The 20,634-nt window shown below is 61.1% G+C and carries 13 protein-coding genes; 4 read left to right on the forward strand and 9 right to left on the reverse strand.

Annotated elements, in window-relative coordinates:
• Window positions 1-1,072 precede the first annotated feature (1,072 nt).
• The 3 genes from QSV46_RS23990 (at window position 1,073) to QSV46_RS24000 (ending at window position 5,924) form a co-directional block, all read left to right on the forward strand.
• Window positions 1,073-2,374, forward strand: coding sequence for a calcium-binding protein (locus QSV46_RS23990; protein ID WP_314957502.1), 1,302 nt, complete (start codon window positions 1,073-1,075; stop codon window positions 2,372-2,374).
• 206 nt (window positions 2,375-2,580) lie between these two features.
• Complete coding sequence (locus QSV46_RS23995; protein WP_314957505.1) at window positions 2,581-4,422, forward strand: type I secretion system permease/ATPase; 1,842 nt, start codon at window positions 2,581-2,583, stop codon at window positions 4,420-4,422.
• The gene (locus QSV46_RS24000) at window positions 4,422-5,924 is read left to right on the forward strand and encodes an HlyD family type I secretion periplasmic adaptor subunit (protein ID WP_314957507.1); all 1,503 of its coding nucleotides are present in this window, start codon (window positions 4,422-4,424) and stop codon (window positions 5,922-5,924) included. The genes QSV46_RS23995 and QSV46_RS24000 overlap by 1 nt, the downstream gene beginning before the upstream one ends.
• A 92-nt stretch (window positions 5,925-6,016) precedes the next feature.
• Here QSV46_RS24000 and QSV46_RS24005 read toward each other — a convergent pair whose 3' ends face one another.
• The 4 genes from QSV46_RS24005 to QSV46_RS24020 all read right to left on the reverse strand — a co-directional run bounded on the left by QSV46_RS24005 (window position 6,017) and on the right by QSV46_RS24020 (window position 10,205).
• Entirely contained in the window at window positions 6,017-6,703 is a 687-nt protein-coding gene (locus QSV46_RS24005) for a class I SAM-dependent methyltransferase (RefSeq protein WP_314957510.1), read from the reverse strand.
• Between the two features lie 61 nt (window positions 6,704-6,764).
• Entirely contained in the window at window positions 6,765-7,385 is a 621-nt protein-coding gene (locus tag QSV46_RS24010; protein WP_314957512.1) for a hypothetical protein, read from the reverse strand.
• On the reverse strand, window positions 7,382-8,404 hold the full coding sequence (locus QSV46_RS24015; protein ID WP_314957514.1) for a TAXI family TRAP transporter solute-binding subunit: 1,023 nt from the start codon (window positions 8,402-8,404) through the stop codon (window positions 7,382-7,384). Before QSV46_RS24015 ends, QSV46_RS24010 begins: the two co-directional genes overlap by 4 nt.
• Window positions 8,405-8,447: 43 nt before the next feature.
• A complete protein-coding gene (locus QSV46_RS24020) occupies window positions 8,448-10,205 on the reverse strand; it encodes a hypothetical protein (RefSeq protein WP_314957517.1) in 1,758 nt (585 codons plus the stop codon).
• A gap of 384 nt (window positions 10,206-10,589) precedes the next feature.
• Here QSV46_RS24020 and QSV46_RS24025 point away from each other — a divergent pair, with 384 nt between their 5' ends.
• Window positions 10,590-11,129 carry a DsrE family protein gene (locus QSV46_RS24025; RefSeq protein ID WP_314957519.1) on the forward strand — a complete coding sequence of 180 codons (540 nt, stop codon included), beginning with the start codon at window positions 10,590-10,592 and terminating at the stop codon, window positions 11,127-11,129.
• Window positions 11,130-11,259: 130 nt separating this feature from the next.
• On the opposite strand, the gene QSV46_RS24030 is transcribed toward QSV46_RS24025, so the two are convergent.
• The 5 genes from QSV46_RS24030 to QSV46_RS24050 form a co-directional block, all read right to left on the reverse strand.
• A complete protein-coding gene (locus QSV46_RS24030; RefSeq protein WP_314957521.1) occupies window positions 11,260-13,998 on the reverse strand; it encodes an AMP-binding protein in 2,739 nt (912 codons plus the stop codon).
• A 203-nt stretch (window positions 13,999-14,201) separates the two neighbouring features.
• Window positions 14,202-16,079 carry a hypothetical protein gene (locus QSV46_RS24035; RefSeq protein WP_314957522.1) on the reverse strand — a complete coding sequence of 626 codons (1,878 nt, stop codon included), beginning with the start codon at window positions 16,077-16,079 and terminating at the stop codon, window positions 14,202-14,204.
• Window positions 16,080-16,090: 11 nt separating this feature from the next.
• A complete protein-coding gene (gene asnB / locus QSV46_RS24040) occupies window positions 16,091-18,079 on the reverse strand; it encodes an asparagine synthase (glutamine-hydrolyzing) (RefSeq protein WP_314957523.1) in 1,989 nt (662 codons plus the stop codon).
• 3 nt (window positions 18,080-18,082) lie between these two features.
• Entirely contained in the window at window positions 18,083-19,339 is a 1,257-nt protein-coding gene (locus QSV46_RS24045; RefSeq protein ID WP_314957525.1) for an O-antigen ligase family protein, read from the reverse strand.
• Window positions 19,336-20,520 carry a glycosyltransferase gene (locus tag QSV46_RS24050; protein WP_314957530.1) on the reverse strand — a complete coding sequence of 395 codons (1,185 nt, stop codon included), beginning with the start codon at window positions 20,518-20,520 and terminating at the stop codon, window positions 19,336-19,338. Before QSV46_RS24050 ends, QSV46_RS24045 begins: the two co-directional genes overlap by 4 nt.
• Between the last annotated feature and the right edge of the window lie 114 nt (window positions 20,521-20,634).

The following is a 20,634-nucleotide window of genomic DNA, read 5'->3' on the forward strand; positions in this document are numbered from 1 at the left end:
ATCCATACGATACGTTCGTGCCTCCGAAGAGGCTGAAGTGATTACAACGAAGCAACACGCACAAAAGGATTGTTTTAACACCGCAGGACTCCGGATTTGATGATCCGCCCCGGGCCACAGAACAACCGGCCACACTTGGCTGAAATGGGTTTAAAGGGCGGCCGAATCCTGGATTCGAGGCCGACTATCCTTCAGGGGTAACTCGCAACGCGCCGATCGGTTGAGGAATGCCTTTGCGTGCAACAGTGGGGGGCGCCCGCTTCAGCTGTCGATCATGGCCACGTAGTCCATGTGAAGAGTGATTGGTCTCTTCGATCCGTCCAAAATCACGCGGAGACTCTTCGAATATTGTCCGGCCCCGATCACAGTCCCTGTCCTTCCGGCCAAGCGAGGGCCGGCTGTGGGTTTCACCTGAATGCGTGAGCCCGGCGGGAAGTTGATGTTGGTTTGGGCCGATCCTGACATCGTTTCCCCGACGGCGAGTAAGCCAACTCTAAGCGAGGAGTTCTCTAGCGGCTCGTTGAGCCAAGGATAGGTGCGCAGTTAGGCGGCAATTCAATAGCGCACATTCGGGAAAAATACCTCGCATCGCTTCCGGTGAAAAAAGAAGTCGGAGGGGACGCGAGAGAGCCCCGATCAGCGCGCTCTTATCACAAAATTCTTCCCGTCCGCCAAAAGGCGTCCCTCACTGAGTACCGGAAAGGCTTCGATGAAAACATCCTCCGTCAGAGGTACCCCGCGAGATTCGGATCAAGGTTGTCCACCTCAGCCGATCGTACGCTTGCCACATTGAGCGATTCCGCCCGCCTTTTGCCGCTGGCTACCAATGCACCTCTAGCCCAAATCAGCCGCAAGCGATTGAAATCGCCTGCTTCGTTGAAATTTGGCGAAGACAGCGCCCGTGAGTTGGGGTCCAAGATTTGGGCACAATAATCCCTTGGTTCCGCCTGATGGAACGGAGATTCCTGCCTCAAATGTAAACATACGTTAGCCGCGGTGGGACGCACGATCGGTTGTCGAGCGCTCAGACCTACAGGTCACTGGGGGTTTTCAACACAGCAGGGGAATAGCATTGGCAACTTTACACTACGCGGCGGGCGGTGGACTGGACTCGCAAGGTAACTTCGCGCCAGCGGAAGCAGGCTTCAATCTCGCGGATGTCCAGTACGTCGATCAGGTGAACGCACTGCCAGATGGCGTGCAGGGTCTGGTCTGGCTCGATCAGTACCAAGGCGTGACTCAGGAGTTCATCGACCAGGTGACGCCGTTCCTCAACAACCCGAAAGTGTTCGGCTTCTACCTTGTAGATGAGCCCGATCTGACCGGAGAGTGGGGACCGCAGGCCAGCGCCGCGGATCTAATGGCCGAATCCGACTGGATTCATCAGAACGATCCCGGGGCCAAGACGTTCACAGTCCTGATGAACACGGGGTCGTCGGACGATCCGAACTACATGAACACCTACAACGCCGAGAATACCCACATCGACTACTTCGGTCTCGATTGGTATCCGGTGTGGTCGGACCGTCTGGACGTCGATCTCAGCACGATCGACAAATACGTCTCTGCTGCTGAGCAGGCTGGAATCCCGCTCGACTCCATCGTTCCGGTTTATCAGGCGTTCGGAGGCGGCGGCTGGTCCACCGAAACCGGCAGCCAGGTCGTTATGCCGACCGCAGCGCAAGAGCAGGCAATGATCGATCATTGGGCGGACCTCGTGCCCAATCCGGCCTTTGACTACGCTTACGCGTGGGGCTCGCAGAATGGCGATACTGCGCTCGAGAGTTCGCCAGAACTGCAGCAGGTGTTTCTTGCACATAATACGAGCGAGAGCACGTCGACGGGTGGCACGCCCGTTCCTCCCGTGACCGATCCGGTAATCGACACGCCGGTTGCGGACGCTGGCGGTAGCACCGGCACGGACGGCACCACGACGCCGGTTGCGGACGCTGGCGGTAGCACCGGCACGGACGGCACCACGACGCCGGTTGTGGACGCTGGCGGTAGCGCCGGCACGGACGGCACCACGACGCCGGTTGCCGATGCTGGCGGTAGCACGACCGTCGGTGGCTCGACCGGAAGCATCACTCCGGAGTCAGGTTCGGGCGGAACGACGGATACGTCGACCGGCGGTACGACCGATACTGGCTGGCTCAATCACCATGGCAGTGGGCTCGATTTCTCGCAGTGGACCAATGGCAGCACGTCGCCGGCGTCCGGAGATCATTGCTGGTGGCGGAGCCAGGCTGCGACGTCGACCACGACTGCGGATGCAGATTCGGAGCAGGCGGCGACGTTGGACACAGGCTGGTTCGCAGCGCATCTGGCTGATCTTGTGACTCACCACAACGATCATTCCGCGTGGCACTCGTAAGCTCGTAAATCGTCTACATCAACAAGGACACACGCGCGGTGCGCCGCGCGTGTGTCTAATCTGGGGAGTTCCTCGCGACCACAGGGGCGGTCGAGAGGCGGGGTGCCATTCCGCGCAACGCGGAATGTTGAAATGCGGGCGTCGTGACGCTCGATCGCATGCCATTTTCAACCGCTTACCGCCGCCCGACAAAGGGCGGCCCGGATATGCACATGTATGCTTCGGCCAAACGGTCTGCGCTCGCAGACGCGTTCCATCGGATACGTCCCGGCCTGCTTGCCGCCGCCGGACTGTCCATTTTCATCAATCTGCTCGTCTTCGTTTCGCCGCTGTACACGATGCAGATCTATGATCGGGTGCTGACGAGCCGAAACGGCATGACACTGTTGCTGCTCTCGCTGATCGCGCTCGTGCTCTTCATCAGCTACGCGACGCTGGAGCATTTTCGCAGCCGTGTTCTCGTGCAAACCGGATTGCGCTTCGACCGGCTCCTCTCGGGCGAGACATTCGAGACCGCGCTCGGACAGGCGCTGAGCACGAGCAGCTCGCATCACGTTCAGCTGCTGCGAGACGTCGACACCTTGCGTGAGGTCTTGTCCGGGGGCGTCATTACGTCGCTGATGGACGTGCCGTGGACGCCGATCTTTCTCGCAATGTGCTTCCTGCTCCATCCGCTGATCGGCTTGGTCGCCTTGATTGGCGCGATTATCATCCTGACGCTCGCCTTCCTCAACGAGCGTCTTACGAAGGCGCCGCTGAATGCAGCCGCATCGAAGAATCTTCATGCGCTGGACCGGCTGACCTCATCGCTACGCAACGCAGAAGCCATCCGGGCGCTTGGAATGGGACCCGCGGTCCGCGCGGCCTGGGCGGTAACCCATGGTCAGGCGCTGCTGGAAGGCGCAACGGCCGGAGAACGCGGCGGGACGTTGCTTGCCATCTCCAAATTCCTGCGCATGGCGATTCAGGTGGCCATCATGGGAGTGGGCGCCTATCTCGCCATCCAGCAGGAGATTTCGGGGGGCGTTCTGTTCGCCGCTTCGCTGATCATGGGACGCGCGCTCGCGCCGGTGGAGGCCGCGGTGTCGCAATGGAAGGCGCTGGTTGCAGCGCGCACGTCATATGCGCGGCTGGACCGTGCGCTTGCGACCCGTGCGACTGAGGGACGCCCGACAAAGCTGCCGCCCCTGGTCGGCGAAATTTCCGTCGAGGCCGCGACTGTGCTCGTCCCCGGATCGCAATTGCCGGCCATCGCTGACGTCTCGTTCCGGCTGGGCGCCGGCGAAGTCGTCGCCGTGGTTGGCCAGTCCGGCTCCGGAAAATCGTCGTTGGCGCGGGCCCTGGTCGGTGCCTGGCCGCTGGTGCACGGCTGCGTGCGCATCGACGGCAACGACGTCAGGCATTTCGATCCCAATTTCCTCGGCCAGAACCTCGGCTACCTTCCGCAGGACGTCGAACTGTTCGCCGGTACCGTACGCGACAACATTGCCCGCTTCCGCGACGACGCTTCTGACGAGGCGGTGATCGAGGCGGCGGAACTGGCATCGGCGCACGCGATGATCCAGCGCCTTCCGAAGGGCTATGACACCGTCATCGGGGACAACGGCGCCGGCCTTTCCGGCGGCCAGCGCCAGCGCATCGGGCTTGCGCGCGCACTGTTCGGCAAGCCGGTGCTGGTCGTACTCGACGAGCCGAATGCAAATCTCGACGGCGATGGCGATCGAGCGCTTGCCGATGCGATCCAGCGACTGCGGCAGCATAAGGTGACCATCGTGATCATCAATCACCGGCCGAACCTGCTGGCTGCGGTCGACAAGATCGTGTTCATGCACGAAGGGCGGCTCGGGCAAATCGGCACGCGCGAGGAAATGCTCCCTGCGCTGCTTGGACGGACCGTCGCGCCGATGCGGCGCGACGTGCGCGCGCCGGCGGAGCATCATCGTGCCGACGGTCATAACCGTGCCGACGGCCACCACCGTGCTGATGGCGCTCAAGGCCATGTGCAGTTTTCAAACCAGGTGCGTACCGCGCACGCGACGAGGCAATAATGGACGAGATGTTGCGACGGGGACCGGACGCTCTTAACGACGAACTGGCGAGGCTTCTGATGCAGTTCAACAGGACCGGGAAAGTTGAGCGCGCGCCGCAAATTCCGAGCAGACTGGTTGCGAAGGCGGGAACGTTGGCAAGGTCGCTGCTCAGCGTTGCAAAGACCAGACTTCCAATTCTGTTGGGCCGAGGGGCCGGGCGCGACGATGACGGTCCGTCGGGCGATTGGCAGACACCTGCGCGGCGAGGTTTCCTGGTCGTATTCCTTACCTTCGGTGTATTTGGCGGCTGGACGGCCCTTGCATCGATTGATGGTGCCGTCGTGGCGACAGGCTCCGTGGTTGTCGAGAGCGACCGCAAGGTGGTGCAGCACCTCGAGGGTGGAATCGTCCAGAACCTGTTGGTGACGGGCGATGCCCATGTCGCGGAGGGTCAGGTGCTGCTGCGCCTCGATCCGACACAGGAGCGAGCCAAGGAGGAGATCTCCCGCTCGGCGGTGTATTCGGCAATCGCCGAGGAGGCGCGTCTGCAGGCCGAAGCTGAAGGAAAAGACGGCATCACATTCCCCGCCGAATTGCTCCAGAAGGCCTCTGATCCAACGGCGATACGCGCGATGGGTGACCAGAAGCGGCGCTTCGATGAACGTCGCGGCGCCCGAAAGATCGAGATCTCGATTCTCGAGGAACGCATCGGGCAAGCGCAGCGCCAGATCCAGGGGAACGCCGCGCAAAGCAAGGCATCGCGCGCGCAGTTCGATAGCATGAGCCAGGAGTACACCAAGCTCAAGCCGCTCGCCGACCAGGGCATCGTGCCTTTCGCGCGCATTGCGACGCTGGAGCGCTCCAAGGCCGAGCTCGAAGGTAAAATCGGCGCTTACGAGGCGGATATCGCCCGCTACGGGCGCGTCATCGACGAGTCACGGCTACAGATCGACCAGGTCGGTCAGAAGGTTTTGGAAGAGGCCACCGGAAAACTAGCCGACACGCGCGCGCAGCTTGCAGATGCGCGTGAGAAGCTGCGCGTCGCAGTCGATGTCCTGGCGCGAATGGAAGTACGCGCGCCGCGCGCGGGGCGGATCGTCAACCTCAAGGTCCACACGATAGGTGCCGTGATCAAGGCCGGCGACGTGTTGATGGAAATCGTGCCTGACAACGACGTTCTCGTGGTGGCTGCAAAGGTGTCGTCGCTCGACATCAATCACATCCAGGTCGGTTTGCCCACCGAGGTGCGGCTTCCCTCGTTCAAGGCGCGCTCCACGCCGATTGCTATCGGGGAGGTTCTTTCGATCGCCGCGGACGCCACTCGCGATGATGTCACGCATCAACCCTATTACGAGGTAAAGGTCTCGGTCCAGGTGACGCAGTTCCCCGATAAAGTCCGTGAAAAGCTCAAGCCGGGCATGATGGCCGACGTCCTGATCGCAACGGGTGAACGCACGGTTCTTGCGTATCTGACCCAGCCGATCACGGACGCGATCCGGCGCGGCATGCGGGAGAGCTGAGGACACCCTGGCCTCCACCGGCCGGCCGCGCGAGGGTTGTGGCATCCGGAGTGGTACATGACGACGACCGCCATTGGGCGAAGGGCGACCCGCTATCCCTTCGCGTACGCCACAACGACGCGGCCGGCGCCCGACTCGTCCGTGACCACTTGTACATTCTCGTAAGCGGCGTTGCGTTCGAGAAGGATTGCCACTTGCCGTTCCTGTCCGAGGCCCACCTCGAACAACAGCAGTCCTCCCGGTCGCAAGTAGCGAGGTGCGTCTTTCGCGACGCGCATATGAATGCTCAGGCCGTAAGGCCCGGCGGCGAATGCCTCGCGCGGCTCGTCTATGAGCAGGGAAGCGCGATCGCCTCGGAGCCGGGAGTCTGAGATGTAGGGTGGGTTGCAGACGATCATATCGATCGTCCGCTCGAGTTGCAGGCCCGAGAGAGCATCGAACAAATCTCCCTGGAGCACGGCGACGCAAGAATCAAGTCCATGATAGGCAGCATTGCGCCGGGCGAGTTCGACACATCCGTCAGTCACATCGCTCGCCAAGACGCGAGCGCCGGGGATTTCGAGCGAGATCGCACATGCCAGATTGCCAGCGCCGCAGCACATATCGACGATCCGCGGTGCGGGAAGGCTCATTCGGCGCAGGGTCTCAACCGCGGTCCTGCCAAGCAACTCTGTCTCCCGCCGGGGTACTAACGCCCCAGGAGTAACCAGCAGTTCGATTCCCATGAACAGGGTACGCCCTCTCTCGTAAGCCTCGGCTACATTGGTCGTTTCGCTCATCGCATTCAGACCTCGCGCGTGAAGCAGTCTCGCCAACCGTTCAGCCCAGCCAAGTGGCTATTCAGTGCGACGGCCAGGTGCAGACCTTCGCAAATCGCCGGCGAACGGCATCTAGACCAGTCAGTTCAAATGTTTCCTCGTGGGGCGGAGCCGGTCCAGTATACACTTTGACCAGGAATCGGCCTGCCTCGGGCATAGACCGTATGAGGCGGACGGCGTCGCCAGGAAAAGCAAGGCGTCTTCCGCCATCAGCGACGCTCCAGCGCTGGTCGACAGGCGGTTGATCATTGATCTGGAATACGACCCTAATCTCGGCGGCCGGCGCGTTAGTCCAAGAGCCCGCCGTGGAAAGAGTTAGCTCCGTTCGATTGGTGCGACAATGGATACCGAGCGAGGAGGGGCCGTCATTCGAGCCAGTTCGTGCAGTCGTCTGCGCGGCGATCTGCGGCTTGTAGTCCACCGGTGATGTCGTTTCGCTCATGATCCAGTTAGGACTTGGCGGCGGCGCGTGGGCCGATAGCTCACGTGCTTCCGTGACCTGCTCGCCGATGCATTTCATGCCTTCAATTCCCTGGAATTGCGGGCATTCGGTCAAGCGATCGAGCGAGTCGCCGGCCTGCGCGCAGCTCAGATGACCGATACCCGCGAGCACCGAGGCCGCAAGGGTACCGAATTGCTTCATCGCGATAGTCCGACCGTCGCGCTCGGCGAGCGATCGAGCCATTCTTGCGCCGGACCAAACCGGGAAAGAGTGGGGATGCTGGCGCGGAGATTCACGTCCTTCCACTTCGCATCGAAGCCGGCGGACTGAAGCCGGTCGAGCCGCCCGAACAGGTGCTCCACGAAGCGCGCCATGCGCCGATAGCGATCAGTCTGCGGCTGCCAATTGTAGGCGGCAAGAATCGTAGGAACGGCGATCGTCGCGATTCGCTCTCCCGTCGGCACGAGGTTCGGGTAATCCTTCGAGTCGAGGGATGACGGAAGATAGTAGTCTTCGAATCTGCGATCGTACTCGATGGGCAGAAACTTGAAGCCATCCTCCCAACGTCCCTTCAAGAAGGCGTCGACAGGCTTCGATGTGATGAAGACGACCGCTGCGATTTCCCCGCTCTTCATCTGCTGCAACGCGACCTGGTGGGGAATGAACATCTTTTCGACATTCAACCCCAGCCGGCTGAAAATCAGCGGACCAGAATACGCGGCCGCAGTACCCTGAGTGTTGAAGTTGACTTTCTTTCCCTTGAGGTCGTCGAGCGTCTTGATCTCGGGGCGGACGAAGACGTGCAGTTCGGCCGGGAAGAGATTGAGAATATACACGATGCGCCGTTCGATCGACGGAACCTGGGCCTTGTACTCGTCAAGGGCATCAGTGTTGACGATCGCGGCATCGACGCCCTTGAGGTAGAGTAGCGAGTTGACATTATCGGTGGCGCCTGTCGTCACGATCGGAATGACGTGAAGCCTGTCCTCTTCATTGACGACGCGGGCGATTTCTGCGGCGAGCCGAAGCGGCGCCCCCTCGATGAGGCCTCCGGCGAGCCCGACGGTCCATGCATTGATACGTTCCTTCGCGGACGTATCGGCGTTTCGTGTCACAGTCGGTGCCGGCGCCTCGCGTGGCGGGCGAGCTTGGGCGTTGGCATCTGGCTGCAGGCCGAGCATCGCCAATGCGATCGCGAATGCGAGTTTGCTCAAAGACATGGGTCTCTCCACTTGGGCTGGCTGCCGAGGCTCGCTCCAGCATCTATTTGAGTCCCTTGATTCGTCCTTCCGCATCGTGAATGCCGCCAGCCTGTGCTCGCTCATACAGGTCGCGTGCCTTTGCCGAGTCGCTGGCGACGCCTCGGGCGTCCCACGATTGCAGCACGTGAGGATCGTAAGTTTCGGCCAGCATGAAGGCGGCTTGCGCGCTGCCATATCCAAGAATGTATTCCAGCAATCTGCGGGCACCGTTGATGTCCGCTTGCCGCAGCAATGCACTGGCGCGGGCGAGCAGCCTCTGCTCGTCGGCAGGCGGACGCGGTAATGCGCTCGCAGCAGAGGAGCGTTCTGTTGCTACAATGAGCTTCGAAGCGGGAACGGGCAGGGCAGCGCCCGTCGTGACCTGCGCAGCAGGCGGCGCCGGGGCTGAGGGCCGAGGCGAAGCGCTGGGCCCCAGACTGCTCTGGCTCGGTGCGCGGCCAGGGACGCCGCTCGAGGGGGACGTCACTACGGCGGAAGCATTCCATGCAGCCAGATGATCCCGGACGGACGCGAACGTCGGGGGCTGCGCCTCGCCGCTGCCTGGTTGCTCTTTTTCGCGCTTGGCTTCGGCCTTTGCGGCGGCCTCGGCCGTTCGTACGACCTCCGACGTTTCAGCTCGCGCCGCGTCGCGCTCATTCTTCAGCGACGCCGCCTCGCGCGCGAGAGCGTCTGTGCGGCCGCGCTGCTGTTCGAGCTCTCGCTCCAACGCCCGTTTGTGCTCGTCGCTTGTGGCGTGGTTAGCAGCCAATTCGGAGATGGCGGTCTGCGCTGCACCGAGTTCGGCTTGGACCGAGTTCAACTGACGGGCCGCGCTCTCCGACCTGTCTCGATGTTTCTCGAGCTCGCGCGTCAACGCCTGCATTCGGTCGACGTCTGCAGCGTTGACCGTCGCGGTCTTGGAGGCCGCCAGCCGGAGCGTGCCCAGCTCGCTGATCAGGGCCTCTGTCTTGTCCTGTTCCTGCTTTAGCTCTCGCTCGAGAGCCTGCCTTTGTGCAGCCTCTGCAGCAGCGGATTTCGTCGCTTCGGATTCTGCGCTCCGCGCAGCCTCGAGCTCCGAGCGGAGCGAGGCGAGCTGGAGAGCAAGGCGTTTGGCCCCATTCTGCGGGTTGAGCGGGCGCTCCTGCTTGAGCTCGGCTTCCGACGCCTGCATGGCTTTTGAAGCCGCGACGCGTGCGACCTCGAGCTCCGCCCTTAGGAAGGAGATCTCACGCGACAGATTACTCGTCTTTTCCCGCTCCTGTTCGAGCGCCTGCGTCTGTTGAATTCCAATCTCGATGGCGCGGACCGTATGCGTCTGGGTTCGCCGCGCCGCGTCGACCTCCGCTTGAGCCGCAGCCAATTCGCGCGCAAACCTGTCCCCTCGTTGCCGCGCCTGATCCAGCAAGAGCCTCTGGCTGACCCGCTCCGCCTCGGAAGCGGCTTGAGCCGCGTTTGACTCTGGGGGCACTGAAAGGGTCGTTCCGTGCGAAGGAACATTGGAGGCGGGGCGTTGCTGCTCATTCCCGGTCATCGGCTCCTTCAACCCGGCCGCGGGTGGCTTGCCAGCCGGCCGCGGCTCGGCAGGCTGGGCCTTGTCCGCACGTTGAGCCAGGATCAGCCTCCGTTCGATGCCCTCGATCTGCTCTCTTTGGCGCGCAAAATCCGACTGATCGAGCTTCGCCTTTGTGGCGAAGTAAGCGCCACGACTGCTGTTGTCCTGAGATGTGGCGTCGGCGGCTCGGGTCAGAAGCGGCGAAAAACAAGCGCCCAGAACCAGCATGAACGTACCGGCTCTTGCGCAAGCGCGCGGACTGGCAGCGATGAACGATCGACGTTCGCGGAACGGAGGTTCGCGATCCCGAGGCCAGCGCGCAGCGGTCGGTGCCTCACGACTTGCTTGCGACAACTCGTATCTATGCACCCCCATTGCGACGACCCAAATGCTACGTCGGGATATGACATTTCGTTCATGACACCGCTTTCATCCGCGCGATGTCGATGTGGCAGTCGTGGTAGTCAGAACGGGGTACAGGCGCCGATTTGGCAATTAAGTAGATGGGACGGCCCATTACTCGAACTTTGTTGACCCGCACGGGCGGGCGTGAATAGCCTGAGAGGTGCACTTGTGTCACTGCACGCTCATCACACACGCGGGAATCACAGCATGAGCAGATCATTTGCCAGTTTGGTCGGCGTGGCGTCTGTCGCACTGCTGCTCGTCAGCGGCATCGAAACCCACGGTTCTGCGCAATCCACGGTCTCCACAAGGAATCATCCGGGCGCCTTGGCCAGGAATGCAAATGCCAAGATGACCAATGCAACGTCGCGGACGCAGGGTCCGCATCGGCTTGCCATCCATGTCGACGTCAACGATCCGGCTGTCATGAATCTCGCTCTCAACAACGTCAGCAACATCGTTCAGCACTACGGCGAGCTGGGTCAAAAAGTGGAAATAGAATTGGTTACCTACGGGCCGGGACTGCACATGCTGCGGGATGATACGTCTCCCGTAAAAGCGCGGATCAAGGCGATGAGCGAAGCCACGCCCGAGCTTACGTTCTCGGCCTGTGGGAATACGCGCGAGAACATGACGAAGACCGAAGGCCGAGATATTCCTCTCATCTCGCAAGCGAAGATCACCAAATCCGGCGTTGTCCGCCTGATGGAGCTTCAGGAACAGGGCTGGAGCTATCTTCGGCCGTGACGGTTGTACTCCACGCTCTTGCGAGTGCAACGGCGCCTTCGAACTTGGTCTGAGCCGCGACCGGCAGGAGTTATCGAGATCGCCCTGCGGCTGCCAGGACCGGCACCTCAAAAAGCGCGTCATTTGTGGATCACGAGCAGGACGCCGCGATCGCACGCTCGATGACGGGTCGATTGATCGAGAGGTGCGGCTCGATGACCAGATCAAGATGACCACCGGCAATCGGAATCACGTCGAGTTCTTCAAAGAGAAAGTCCCATCCGAGGTGCGGCGTGACGCCTGGCCGATGGCAGGCGAAGACAGTTCCCTTGATGGGCAGCCGAGGTTTGGTATCCGCAACCCAGCGCCCGAACGCACGCATCCGGAGGAGTTCCTCGAGCTCGAGCCTGAGCATGAAGCGCGTGTTTGCTAGACGATTCCATGTCATGGTTTCGACGAGGCTGCAGAATTGAACCTCTTGGCCCAGGCGAGCGGCGAACTTCGCTATGGACCGACAAAGCATGCGGTAGATCGTGACGCGATGGGATCGAATCCGCTGTAGCGTGCGAGACAAGGCTTCGCGGTGATTTGCTCTGCGGATACCAACGTTGGTATCGAGGATGCCCAGGAATTTGACTGCACGGCCTTGTTGGATCAATAGCCTTGCGACTTCGAAGGCGACACCGCCGCCAAGTGAATAGCCGATCATTCGGATATCGCCGCGCGGTTGAGCCGCGTTGATCTGTTCGATTGCCAGCGCGGCCATCTCCTGGACCGAACCATGTCCTGCGAGGCTCGAGCTCAGGTCTGGATAGCGAATCGGGATCACCCGCGCCACCTTGCTGAGCTGAGCGCCAAAGGCTGCCATGCTCGGGCCATACCCCATTGAGCCCGGCAGTATTATGAGACTTGGGAGGACGTGGCCGTCTACTTGCTGCCGCACCAGCCGAGGTGCCATGGCGACAGCCTGGACCATGTCTTCAGCACTCATATCGACGGTGAACGCTTCCATATTAAGTTCGCGGTCGATCAGGTCTTCGAGATCCATTACGCAGCGAAGCAGCTTTAGGGAATCGCCGCCAGACTCGTCCCAACGTCCGACAGCTTCCGGCGTGCCGAGGATGCTGCTCCACACCTGTTGGACGACTTTGTTGGCCGCGGCCATTCCTTGCGCCGCCGGCATAGGCACGGGCAAGGACTTCTTGCTGTCCAAGTCGAGCAGTTTCAACTGGGCGTGATCGATCTTTCCTCCCGGTAGGCGCGGAATCTCCGATATCTCGTGCAGCCTGGTCGGATGTAACGCCGAGGGAAGAGTTCGCCGGATCATATTGCGAACATCAGTCTGGAAATGCGGTCTTAGCGGGTTGGACGGCGATGCAAACAGCACCAGTTCGTTCGCATCCGTCACGATGGCGACGGCGTCCTTTACGTAGGCGAGTGTGCGCAGCGCACTCTCGAGCTCGGCCGGCTCGACACGCTGACCATTGACTTTGAGCTGGCGTCCTTTCCGCCCCACGATCCGCATCAGTCCATGCGTATCCACAACGACCAGGTCGCCGGTCTGGTAGATGCGAGACTTCGGGTCTTCCGGGGCGGGCAGTGCCGGCGAAAGCTGTCCGTCCTGCCAATATCCGAGCATCACGTACCTGCTCTTGACGACCAGTTCGCCGACTTCACCGCACGCGACGGACTTCCCACTTTCGTCGACCACGGCATACGATATGCCGGGAAGTAGATAGCCAACTGGAACGCCGACGCCGTCCTCCCGCCATTCCTTGGGAAGAAACCACTGGCTGCCGGTTGTTTCCGTGGAAAGATAGCTGACCTGGATGAAGCATTCAGGCTGCACTGCTCTTCGAACGAGCGCTATATCGGTCCACAGGACCTTCTCTCCGCCGATGCGAATCATGCGAAGTGTATCGAGATCGCCTTGCCGGCTGGCGTTGATCAATGCACGCAGCAGCGCCGGCACTACGTATGTAATCGTCACCCGTTGCGTGGTGATCTGGCGAAGAGCGCCGCGCAACCCGAGCGCCTCGACGTCCACAATGTGCAGTCTTGCACCTGTCAACACGGCCGACAACATCTCCCGGCAACCGGCAATGGTGGTCGGGCCGCTCAGAGGCATGAAGACGTCAGCCGCGCCTATGTGACATGCGTCCACATATTGCTGGACGCGCTGGAGCAGGTTGCGCTGGCTGTTGACGACACCCTTTGGCGCTCCGGTGCTGCCCGAGGTATAGAGGACTACGGCAGGTGCATCGACTGAAACATGCGCGATCTTCGAGGTCGCTGCTGAAGGTTTGCTGGCGCTCGCAACGTCCAGCCAGAGCAGGCCGTGCTGCTTGGTCCACACGTAAGAGTCGCTGTCGTCCTGCCCGATCAGCACGGAAATCCGCGCGGCCGTGGCGATGGACATGAGCCGATCAACTGGATCGCGGGGATTGAGTGGGACGAGGATTCGCCCGGCCGCCATGCACGCCAGCATGGCGATCGGTTGCCAGGCCGAGCCGCGCAACAGCCATCCGACGGCCTCTCCCTCCGGGACCAAAGCCTCGATCGCGTGGGCCAAGGTCAAGATCCGGGACAGCAGCTGTGAGTAAGTGAAGCAGTGCTTGCCGTCGCTGACTGCGACCTTGTTGGCAAACTTCTTCGTTATCGCAATCAAGTGCTCGATCGCGGAGACGCCCGCGAAGTCGGCTCCCAAGGGATCGAATGATACATCAATCGGTCCGTGCAGATCGAGCGGCACTTCCAAAGGGCTGAGCCAGCGCAGGGTCGCGGGAAGTTGCTGAACGGTCGAATGCAGAGGCGCGTCGAGAGCGTCGCATGAGCGATCGGACGGATGTGTAGCGCTAATTATCTGAAGCTGCATCACCGTACCCGTCATTTTCCTGCCCCAACGTATGTTATTCCGGCCGGGGCATGCATACTTCAAATGAAGGATGCGGTTGCATTTCCGATTGTGAACCGCCAGCACGACGCGGCATCTGATCCAGGAGATGGTTCGCACACCTGGCCACCGCCTGACCGATTAGCTTCTTGCCAAATCAAAAAGGCGAGTGATCAACATTCACCCGAGCCGCCCCGCGGTCATTTCCGCGGTCTCCAACCTGGTTCGTCGTTGTCGGGAGCAGTAATGGCCACTGCAACGTTTAACCATCGTGCCACCGCGTGTTTGAGCCGACGGCAGTAGAGTCTGAAGATCGACATTGATGGCTGCTCCATTTCCGATGGCGCGAGCTCCCCCGGCATTCCCTGCGTCAGAACGCACCAGAGCTTGAGACCGGTATCCAGATCCGATGTCCGACCGAACCGACTCAACGTGCTCCGGACGATATCTCGGCTCGTACTTCCGGCGCGGACGGCAAGCAGGACATGATCCGCCCAGGAGGCGAGGAGTCTGACCTCCGGTGCATCATCCAGCGAGGGAGCGTTGATGACGACCAGATCGTAGGTGTTTCTGAAATGATCGAACAACGTAGCCACGTTCGGGCCCGTTAATGGCCCCAGGCGGCTGCCCTCGGACAATCTTGACAATATGTAGTCGATTCCGAGTTCCGAAATGTGCTGCACGGCCTTGGCCGGCGCTCCGTCGTGCGTCAGAAGCCGGAAGAGATCTGCAGCCTCGCCGCCGGCGCGCCGGGGCAGTGGGGCGAAATCCAGGAAAAGGACGCGTTGTCCAAGCTGCGCGGCGCAAAAGCCGAAACTCCACGCGATCGCGCTCTTGCCTTCACCGCGCAAGCTGGATGTCACGAGGACAACATGGTGCGGTCGTGCCGAGTTTGGATCCCCCGCCATGAGAGATACTACGGTCGAGCGAACGGCCCTGTTGTGCGGGATAGCCCATTCCTCTACGAAACGCCGCGGCGATGTGCTCAACTCCAGCGGGATTGAGCGTATCAACCCGACACAGGGAATCCCCAATGCCTCAGCAGCTTCGGCCTCGGTGTGCAGACTTCGATCGAGACGTTTGAGGACAACGGCGAGGAGACACGCCAGGAGAGCGAAGACAATGGTGATCGGAGGGACGAGGAGGAACGGATTCAAGGAACCGGGGAGGTCCGGTGGAGAAGCATCCGCAATTACGGTTACGTCTGGCTCAGCGACGACCCCCTTGGTAGTGAGGTCCTGCCGTTTACGTATCAGCGTCTCATACTGCTGCGCCAAGGTGGTGATTCTCCACTCTAGTGCAGCGCTTTGCGATGACGAGGCCTGACCCGAGTGACTGGCTTCCCATTCTGCCTTTGCCATCGACAGGTCGCGCTGAACGTTGGCAGATTGTGCTGCGATGGCGTCCAGAACCTGGAGCTCCACAGTCCGCTTCTGCCGCGCTAGCTCGTCAGCGTACGATCGGGCAACCAGGTTTGCAACGTCCGCTGCCCGTTGCGGATTGGGATCGCTGGCAATTACGCTGATAACTCTGGACCGGCGCTCCTGACTGACCCTCACACGCCCTTTCAATGCCGCCACTGCCGCGCCATCGCTCGGTTGGTCTTTCCGGAAAGAGAGAAATCCCTTCATCTTCGACCATGCGGAGCGGAACAGCGTATCGTTCGCTTTCCCGTGCGCCGAGCTGTCGAGCACCCTCAACGCCGGTAGGAGCCGCCGCAGATAGGCATCGGACGACATAACCGTCACGTGCGTGTCGATAGTCGGATCGTCCGAACCGCCAGTCGGTGCCGATAAATTGCCGGGTTGGCCGACACTGTCGGTTCCTCCTGCGCCCCGGGCGCTAACCACAAGCTGAGCCGTCGCGAGATAGGAGGGGGACATCAAAAGACTGCCCGTCGCGGCGAGCAGCGCGCCTACGCCGATCATTCCAATGATAAAGCGCTTGTACTGCCTGATGCTCTCGAAGACATGCTTGAATACCACGACCGCGTCATTGGGAGGAGGCTCATCCGCCCTCGACCGTGCCTGCGATAGAACAGTGACCGGCAGAATCCGTTTACCCGCAAACGCGTCCATCGCGTGCTCCTCTACTGCGCCGGTTCCATGACGTGCGTTGCTTGGGAGGTCCCGGAGGCAATTGATGTGTCGAGCCAAGACTGCAGCATTAGGACAGCCCATAGCGGCCGTGAGAAATCGCGGCTGCCGCGAAGATGTTGGAGCCAGCAGTCCTGCACGCGGTCGGCGTCCAGGAGATGCTGGTTGCGAAGACGCGACGCGGAAATGAGGTCTGACGCCCATGAACGAAGAGGCCCCTTGAGCCAGCTGCCGATGGGTACGTCAAAGCCCTGTTTGGGTCGCTCGAAGAGGTGACGGGGCAGGTGGCGGCCAAGGACTTGGCGCAGGAGCCATTTCCCCTGACCATGACGCACCTTCGCGGAGTTCGGCAGCGTCCAGCTGAACTCGACAACGCGATGGTCGAGAAGCGGGCAGCGAGCTTCCAGACTCGCCGCCATGCTGGCGCGATCGAGTTTCACGAGAATATCGCTCGGAAGATATCCAAGCATATCGCGGACGATAAAATCCGACAGAAGATCGTTGAGCGGGGAGATCGAATCGCAACCGGCGCCCGCTTGCGCCCGCGCTAACTGCAGTTCCGAGAGCCGCGTCGATCGACGATACATCTCGCGGACGTCATTGCTACCAATGAGGTCTGCCAGGCGGTTGATCCGGTCGCCGTGGGTCAACCGCTGCAACCATCCTGGGAGGCCGAGCGCGTCCACGACGCTTTCGCGCATGCCGCGCCCGAGCAGCGCCACGCCGGTTGCGGCCATCGTCCGCAATGATCGCCTGGAGTTCAGCAGAGGCGCCAAACGGGCGGACAGTACGTGCCTGGAATAACCGGCGAAGCACTCGTCACCACCGTCACCCGACAGCGCGACGGTAACTTCCCGCCGTGCGAGCCGAGATAGAAGCAACGTCGGAATCTGCGATTCATCGGCGAACGGCTCGTCCCAGATGGTTGGGAGTTCGGGAATGACCTCTCTGGCTTCTGCGGAGGTGAGACGTAGCTCGGTGTGGCTGGTGCCGAGATGCCGCGCCACGGCCGCGGCGTTGGCCGTCTCATCAAAGGCGCGCTCACCAAATCCGATGGTGTACGTCCGCACCGGCCGGCTCGATTGGGCCTGCATCAGGGCCGCGATGGTCGAACTGTCTATTCCGCCCGACAGGAACAATCCGACCGGCACGTCCGCAACCATTCGGTCGGCGACCGAGGCCTCAAGCAGGCCGCAAGCGTGGGAGACGAGCTGTTGGTCGTCCGCGGGGGCTAGCGCCGCGCGACCCGCGCGCGCGACATCGGCCAACGACCACCAGGAGCGCGTGCGCCCGCGCAGCGTTGCGGCGTCCCGGCACACTGATAGGTCCTCGGCACGCAGGGACAGGATGCCACCGGGAGCCAGCTTGAAGACGCCGCGCCATATACACTGGTCCTCCGGCAACCATCCGCGAGCAAGAAACTCCGCGACGGCGCGTGGGTCGACCTCTCGATGAAAGTCAGGGAACTCAGCGATTGCCTTCAGCTCCGACGCGAACACGACCGCACCCGGTGTCCGCGCGACGTAGAGCGGCTTTTTTCCCATTCGATCGCGGGCCAGATGCAGTGTCCGGTTCCGGCGATCCCACAGGCCGATCGCAAACATGCCATTGCTGCGCTGAAGGGCCTTCTCCAGCCCCCATCTATCGATCAGGTCCAGTAACACCTCCGTGTCGCTGTTGCCGGCGAAGCGCTTGCCTTCGCGCTCGAGTTCTTGCCGCAATAGCTTATAGTTGTAGATCTCGCCGTTGAATGTAACGACGAAGCGGCCCTCGCTCGAAAGCATTGGCTGTCGGCCGGCATCAGAAAGATCGATGACGGAGAGCCTGCGATGTCCGAACGCAACTCCGGCCTCCCGATCAATCCAGAATCCGTCCGCATCGGGACCGCGGTGGTGCAGGCGAGCCGTCATTGGCCCGATCGCCGCCAAGTCGGTGCTTCGAGAGGCATGCTGCGTCTGAAGTATCCCGGTAATTCCACACATGGCTCAACTTCCAACGCGCGCATGCACCGATGATCGCCGATCGGAGCCTAGGATGAGGCAAAGGGCAACGGCAAACCACACGGACGGATGCCGCAGAATGAAATGGCTGATGCTGAAAATGGCGAGCGCAAGGATCAGGACGGCCAGGGCGTCAAGCCGCGCGCGAAGCAGGAGCGCAAGCGTGCCCGCGAACAGACTGGAAATGGCGATCACGCCAAGCAGCCCGCTTTGGGTGAACACGTCGAGGAGGGTGCTGTGAGCTTCCAGCGGAAGTGGTACACCCTTGTCTGTGACGCCGGTTGGTTTCTCTAAATGCGGCCCGGGTCCAAGGCCAAGCGAGCCGGACTCCAGTCCGACATGCAACGCGTCCTGCCAAAGGCTGAGCCGCAGACTAGCGGTTGCCTTCGTTGCCTCACCGCCACGATCCTTCATCATGCCGGCAGCTAGCCCCTCGACGTCATTGGCCGTTGCTGCGCCATAGGGAAGCAGCGACAGCGAAAGGGGAATTATGGCCACAACGACGATTGTTGCAGCTGCAAAACGCAGACTCAATCGGTGCTCAGGTGACATCAGCCAGCTTCGCAGGCGCAACGCAACGAACAAGAGAATCGAGAGCGACATCGAAATAAGGAAGGTGTCGCTCTTGGTCAGCCGGCCGACAACGAACGTTGCGATGCAGCTCAACACGGCGACGAGACGACCAAACCGCTTGGCCGTCAGGGCCATATGAAGCGACAGTGGTGTCAAAACAGCACAGTAGATTGCAAGCTGGTTTGGATTCTCCGACCATCCGCGAAATCGATCCCAATACCATGGGTTGACCGAGGCTATGGCGAAGTAGCCCCAGCCCAATGCAAGCTGCACGGCCATGGCGATGATCCAGAATCCAAGCAGAAACCAAAGCGATTGGCGCAGAGTACTTTCCGGTTTCAGAGTCGCAGCGGCGAGGCAGGTGAGGGCCGCCACGAGGAGATATGCGAAGATGTCGTGCACAACGAGCTCGGGGTCGACGATCTCCGGGCGCAGCAATGCCAGGACCCCCCCGAAACTCTGGATGAAGATGAAACAGACCCAGAATGCAAGAAGCCAGAGCAGCGCCTGGGGGTTGTAAATTTTTGAGCAAGCCAACAGATGCATTGATGCCAAACCGAGCCAGACGACGAGGCAGGCCTCACCGACCCCTAATGGGACCCCGGGAAGGCGCAGCTGCGAAGCCGTGCCAAGTACGAGGCCAAGCGCGAGAAGGGCACTCCTGATCATTGTATTGCCCTGATGCTGTATGCCGCCCGCCCATCGCTCGAATGGCTGTGGGAATGCAGCTGGCTGTAAAGCTCCGCATAGCGATCAGCCACGACGTTTAGGTCAAACTCCTGACGCACCGCCGCAATTGAGCGCTGCCCCATCGTCCTTGCACGAGCGGAATCCTGAAGGAGGTCAAGAATTGCGGCCGCGAGCGCGCGTGGGTCGCGTGGCGGTACAAGGTGGCCGTTCCAGTCCTCGACGACCACATCATCGCACCCCGGCATGCGGGAGGCGACAATCGGCACGCCGGCCAATCCGGCCTCAAGTAGAACACGCGGAATGCCTTCGCGGTATTCGGTTGGAAAGGCAAAGATGTCGGCGATGCTCAGAAGCGCGGGAATGTCCGACCTGGCACCGGTCGCAATCACATATGGCGCGTGGCGTTCGATCAGCGCCTGGTCTACAGCGAACGGACCTTCGCTTTCGCGCGGGCCGACGAGCAGGAAGCGTGCCTTCGGACGTACCTGATGAACGATCCTCGCTGCTTCAAGGAGCGTGGCAATGCCCTTTTGTACGGTCAATCGGCTTACTGTGAGGACGATCTCATCATCGTCCAGCCCGAGTTCGGCCCGTAGCTCGGCAGGCGAGGCCACTTGCGCTTGCGCCGTCTCGAACGCGCCGACATCGATCCCCGAGCTTCCAATAACGACTGACAAGCTCTTTCCAAGAAGATGGCGTCGGTGGAAGAAGGTTTTATCGGCCTTGTTCTGGAATACCGTGGCTGCGGTCCAGCGCGCAGCCAGGCGTTGCATGGCCAGATACACGGGGCGAAACGCCAGGGCTTTCAGTTCTGTCGAGGAGAATACCCATCCCATTCCGTTGATGGTGCGTACAACGGGTACGGAGCCGCGAAGTGCTAACGGTGCAAACAGGTTTGGCTTGGTATCAAACGTCTGGATCACGTCGGGACGAGCGCGCTTCACAAGCTGCGTCAGTTGACCCATGGCGGCTTTATCAGAAAAGCCCATGCCAAATCTGTCGAACCGATATTGATGATACTGAATGCCATTCTTTGCGAACGCAGAGACTTCACCGGTGCCCGCCGCACTCACTCGCAAGCCGCGGTTCTGCAGCGCCAGCAGGAACGGGATTCGCAGCGCGTGATCCTCGCCTCCTACGCAGAGCAAGTGCAGCGTCATGTTGCGTCCTCTTGGCCTTTTGCGCAAGCTCAACAAGCTCTTAGTCTGCAGCCGCTTCCCGGCGAAGAGCCGGAAAGGAATAGCTTAGGAGGTGTTCGAGAGCTGTCTTCATTC

Origin of the sequence: Bradyrhizobium cosmicum (assembly GCF_032290525.1) — a bacterium.
Classification (GTDB): domain Bacteria; phylum Pseudomonadota; class Alphaproteobacteria; order Rhizobiales; family Xanthobacteraceae; genus Bradyrhizobium; species Bradyrhizobium cosmicum_A.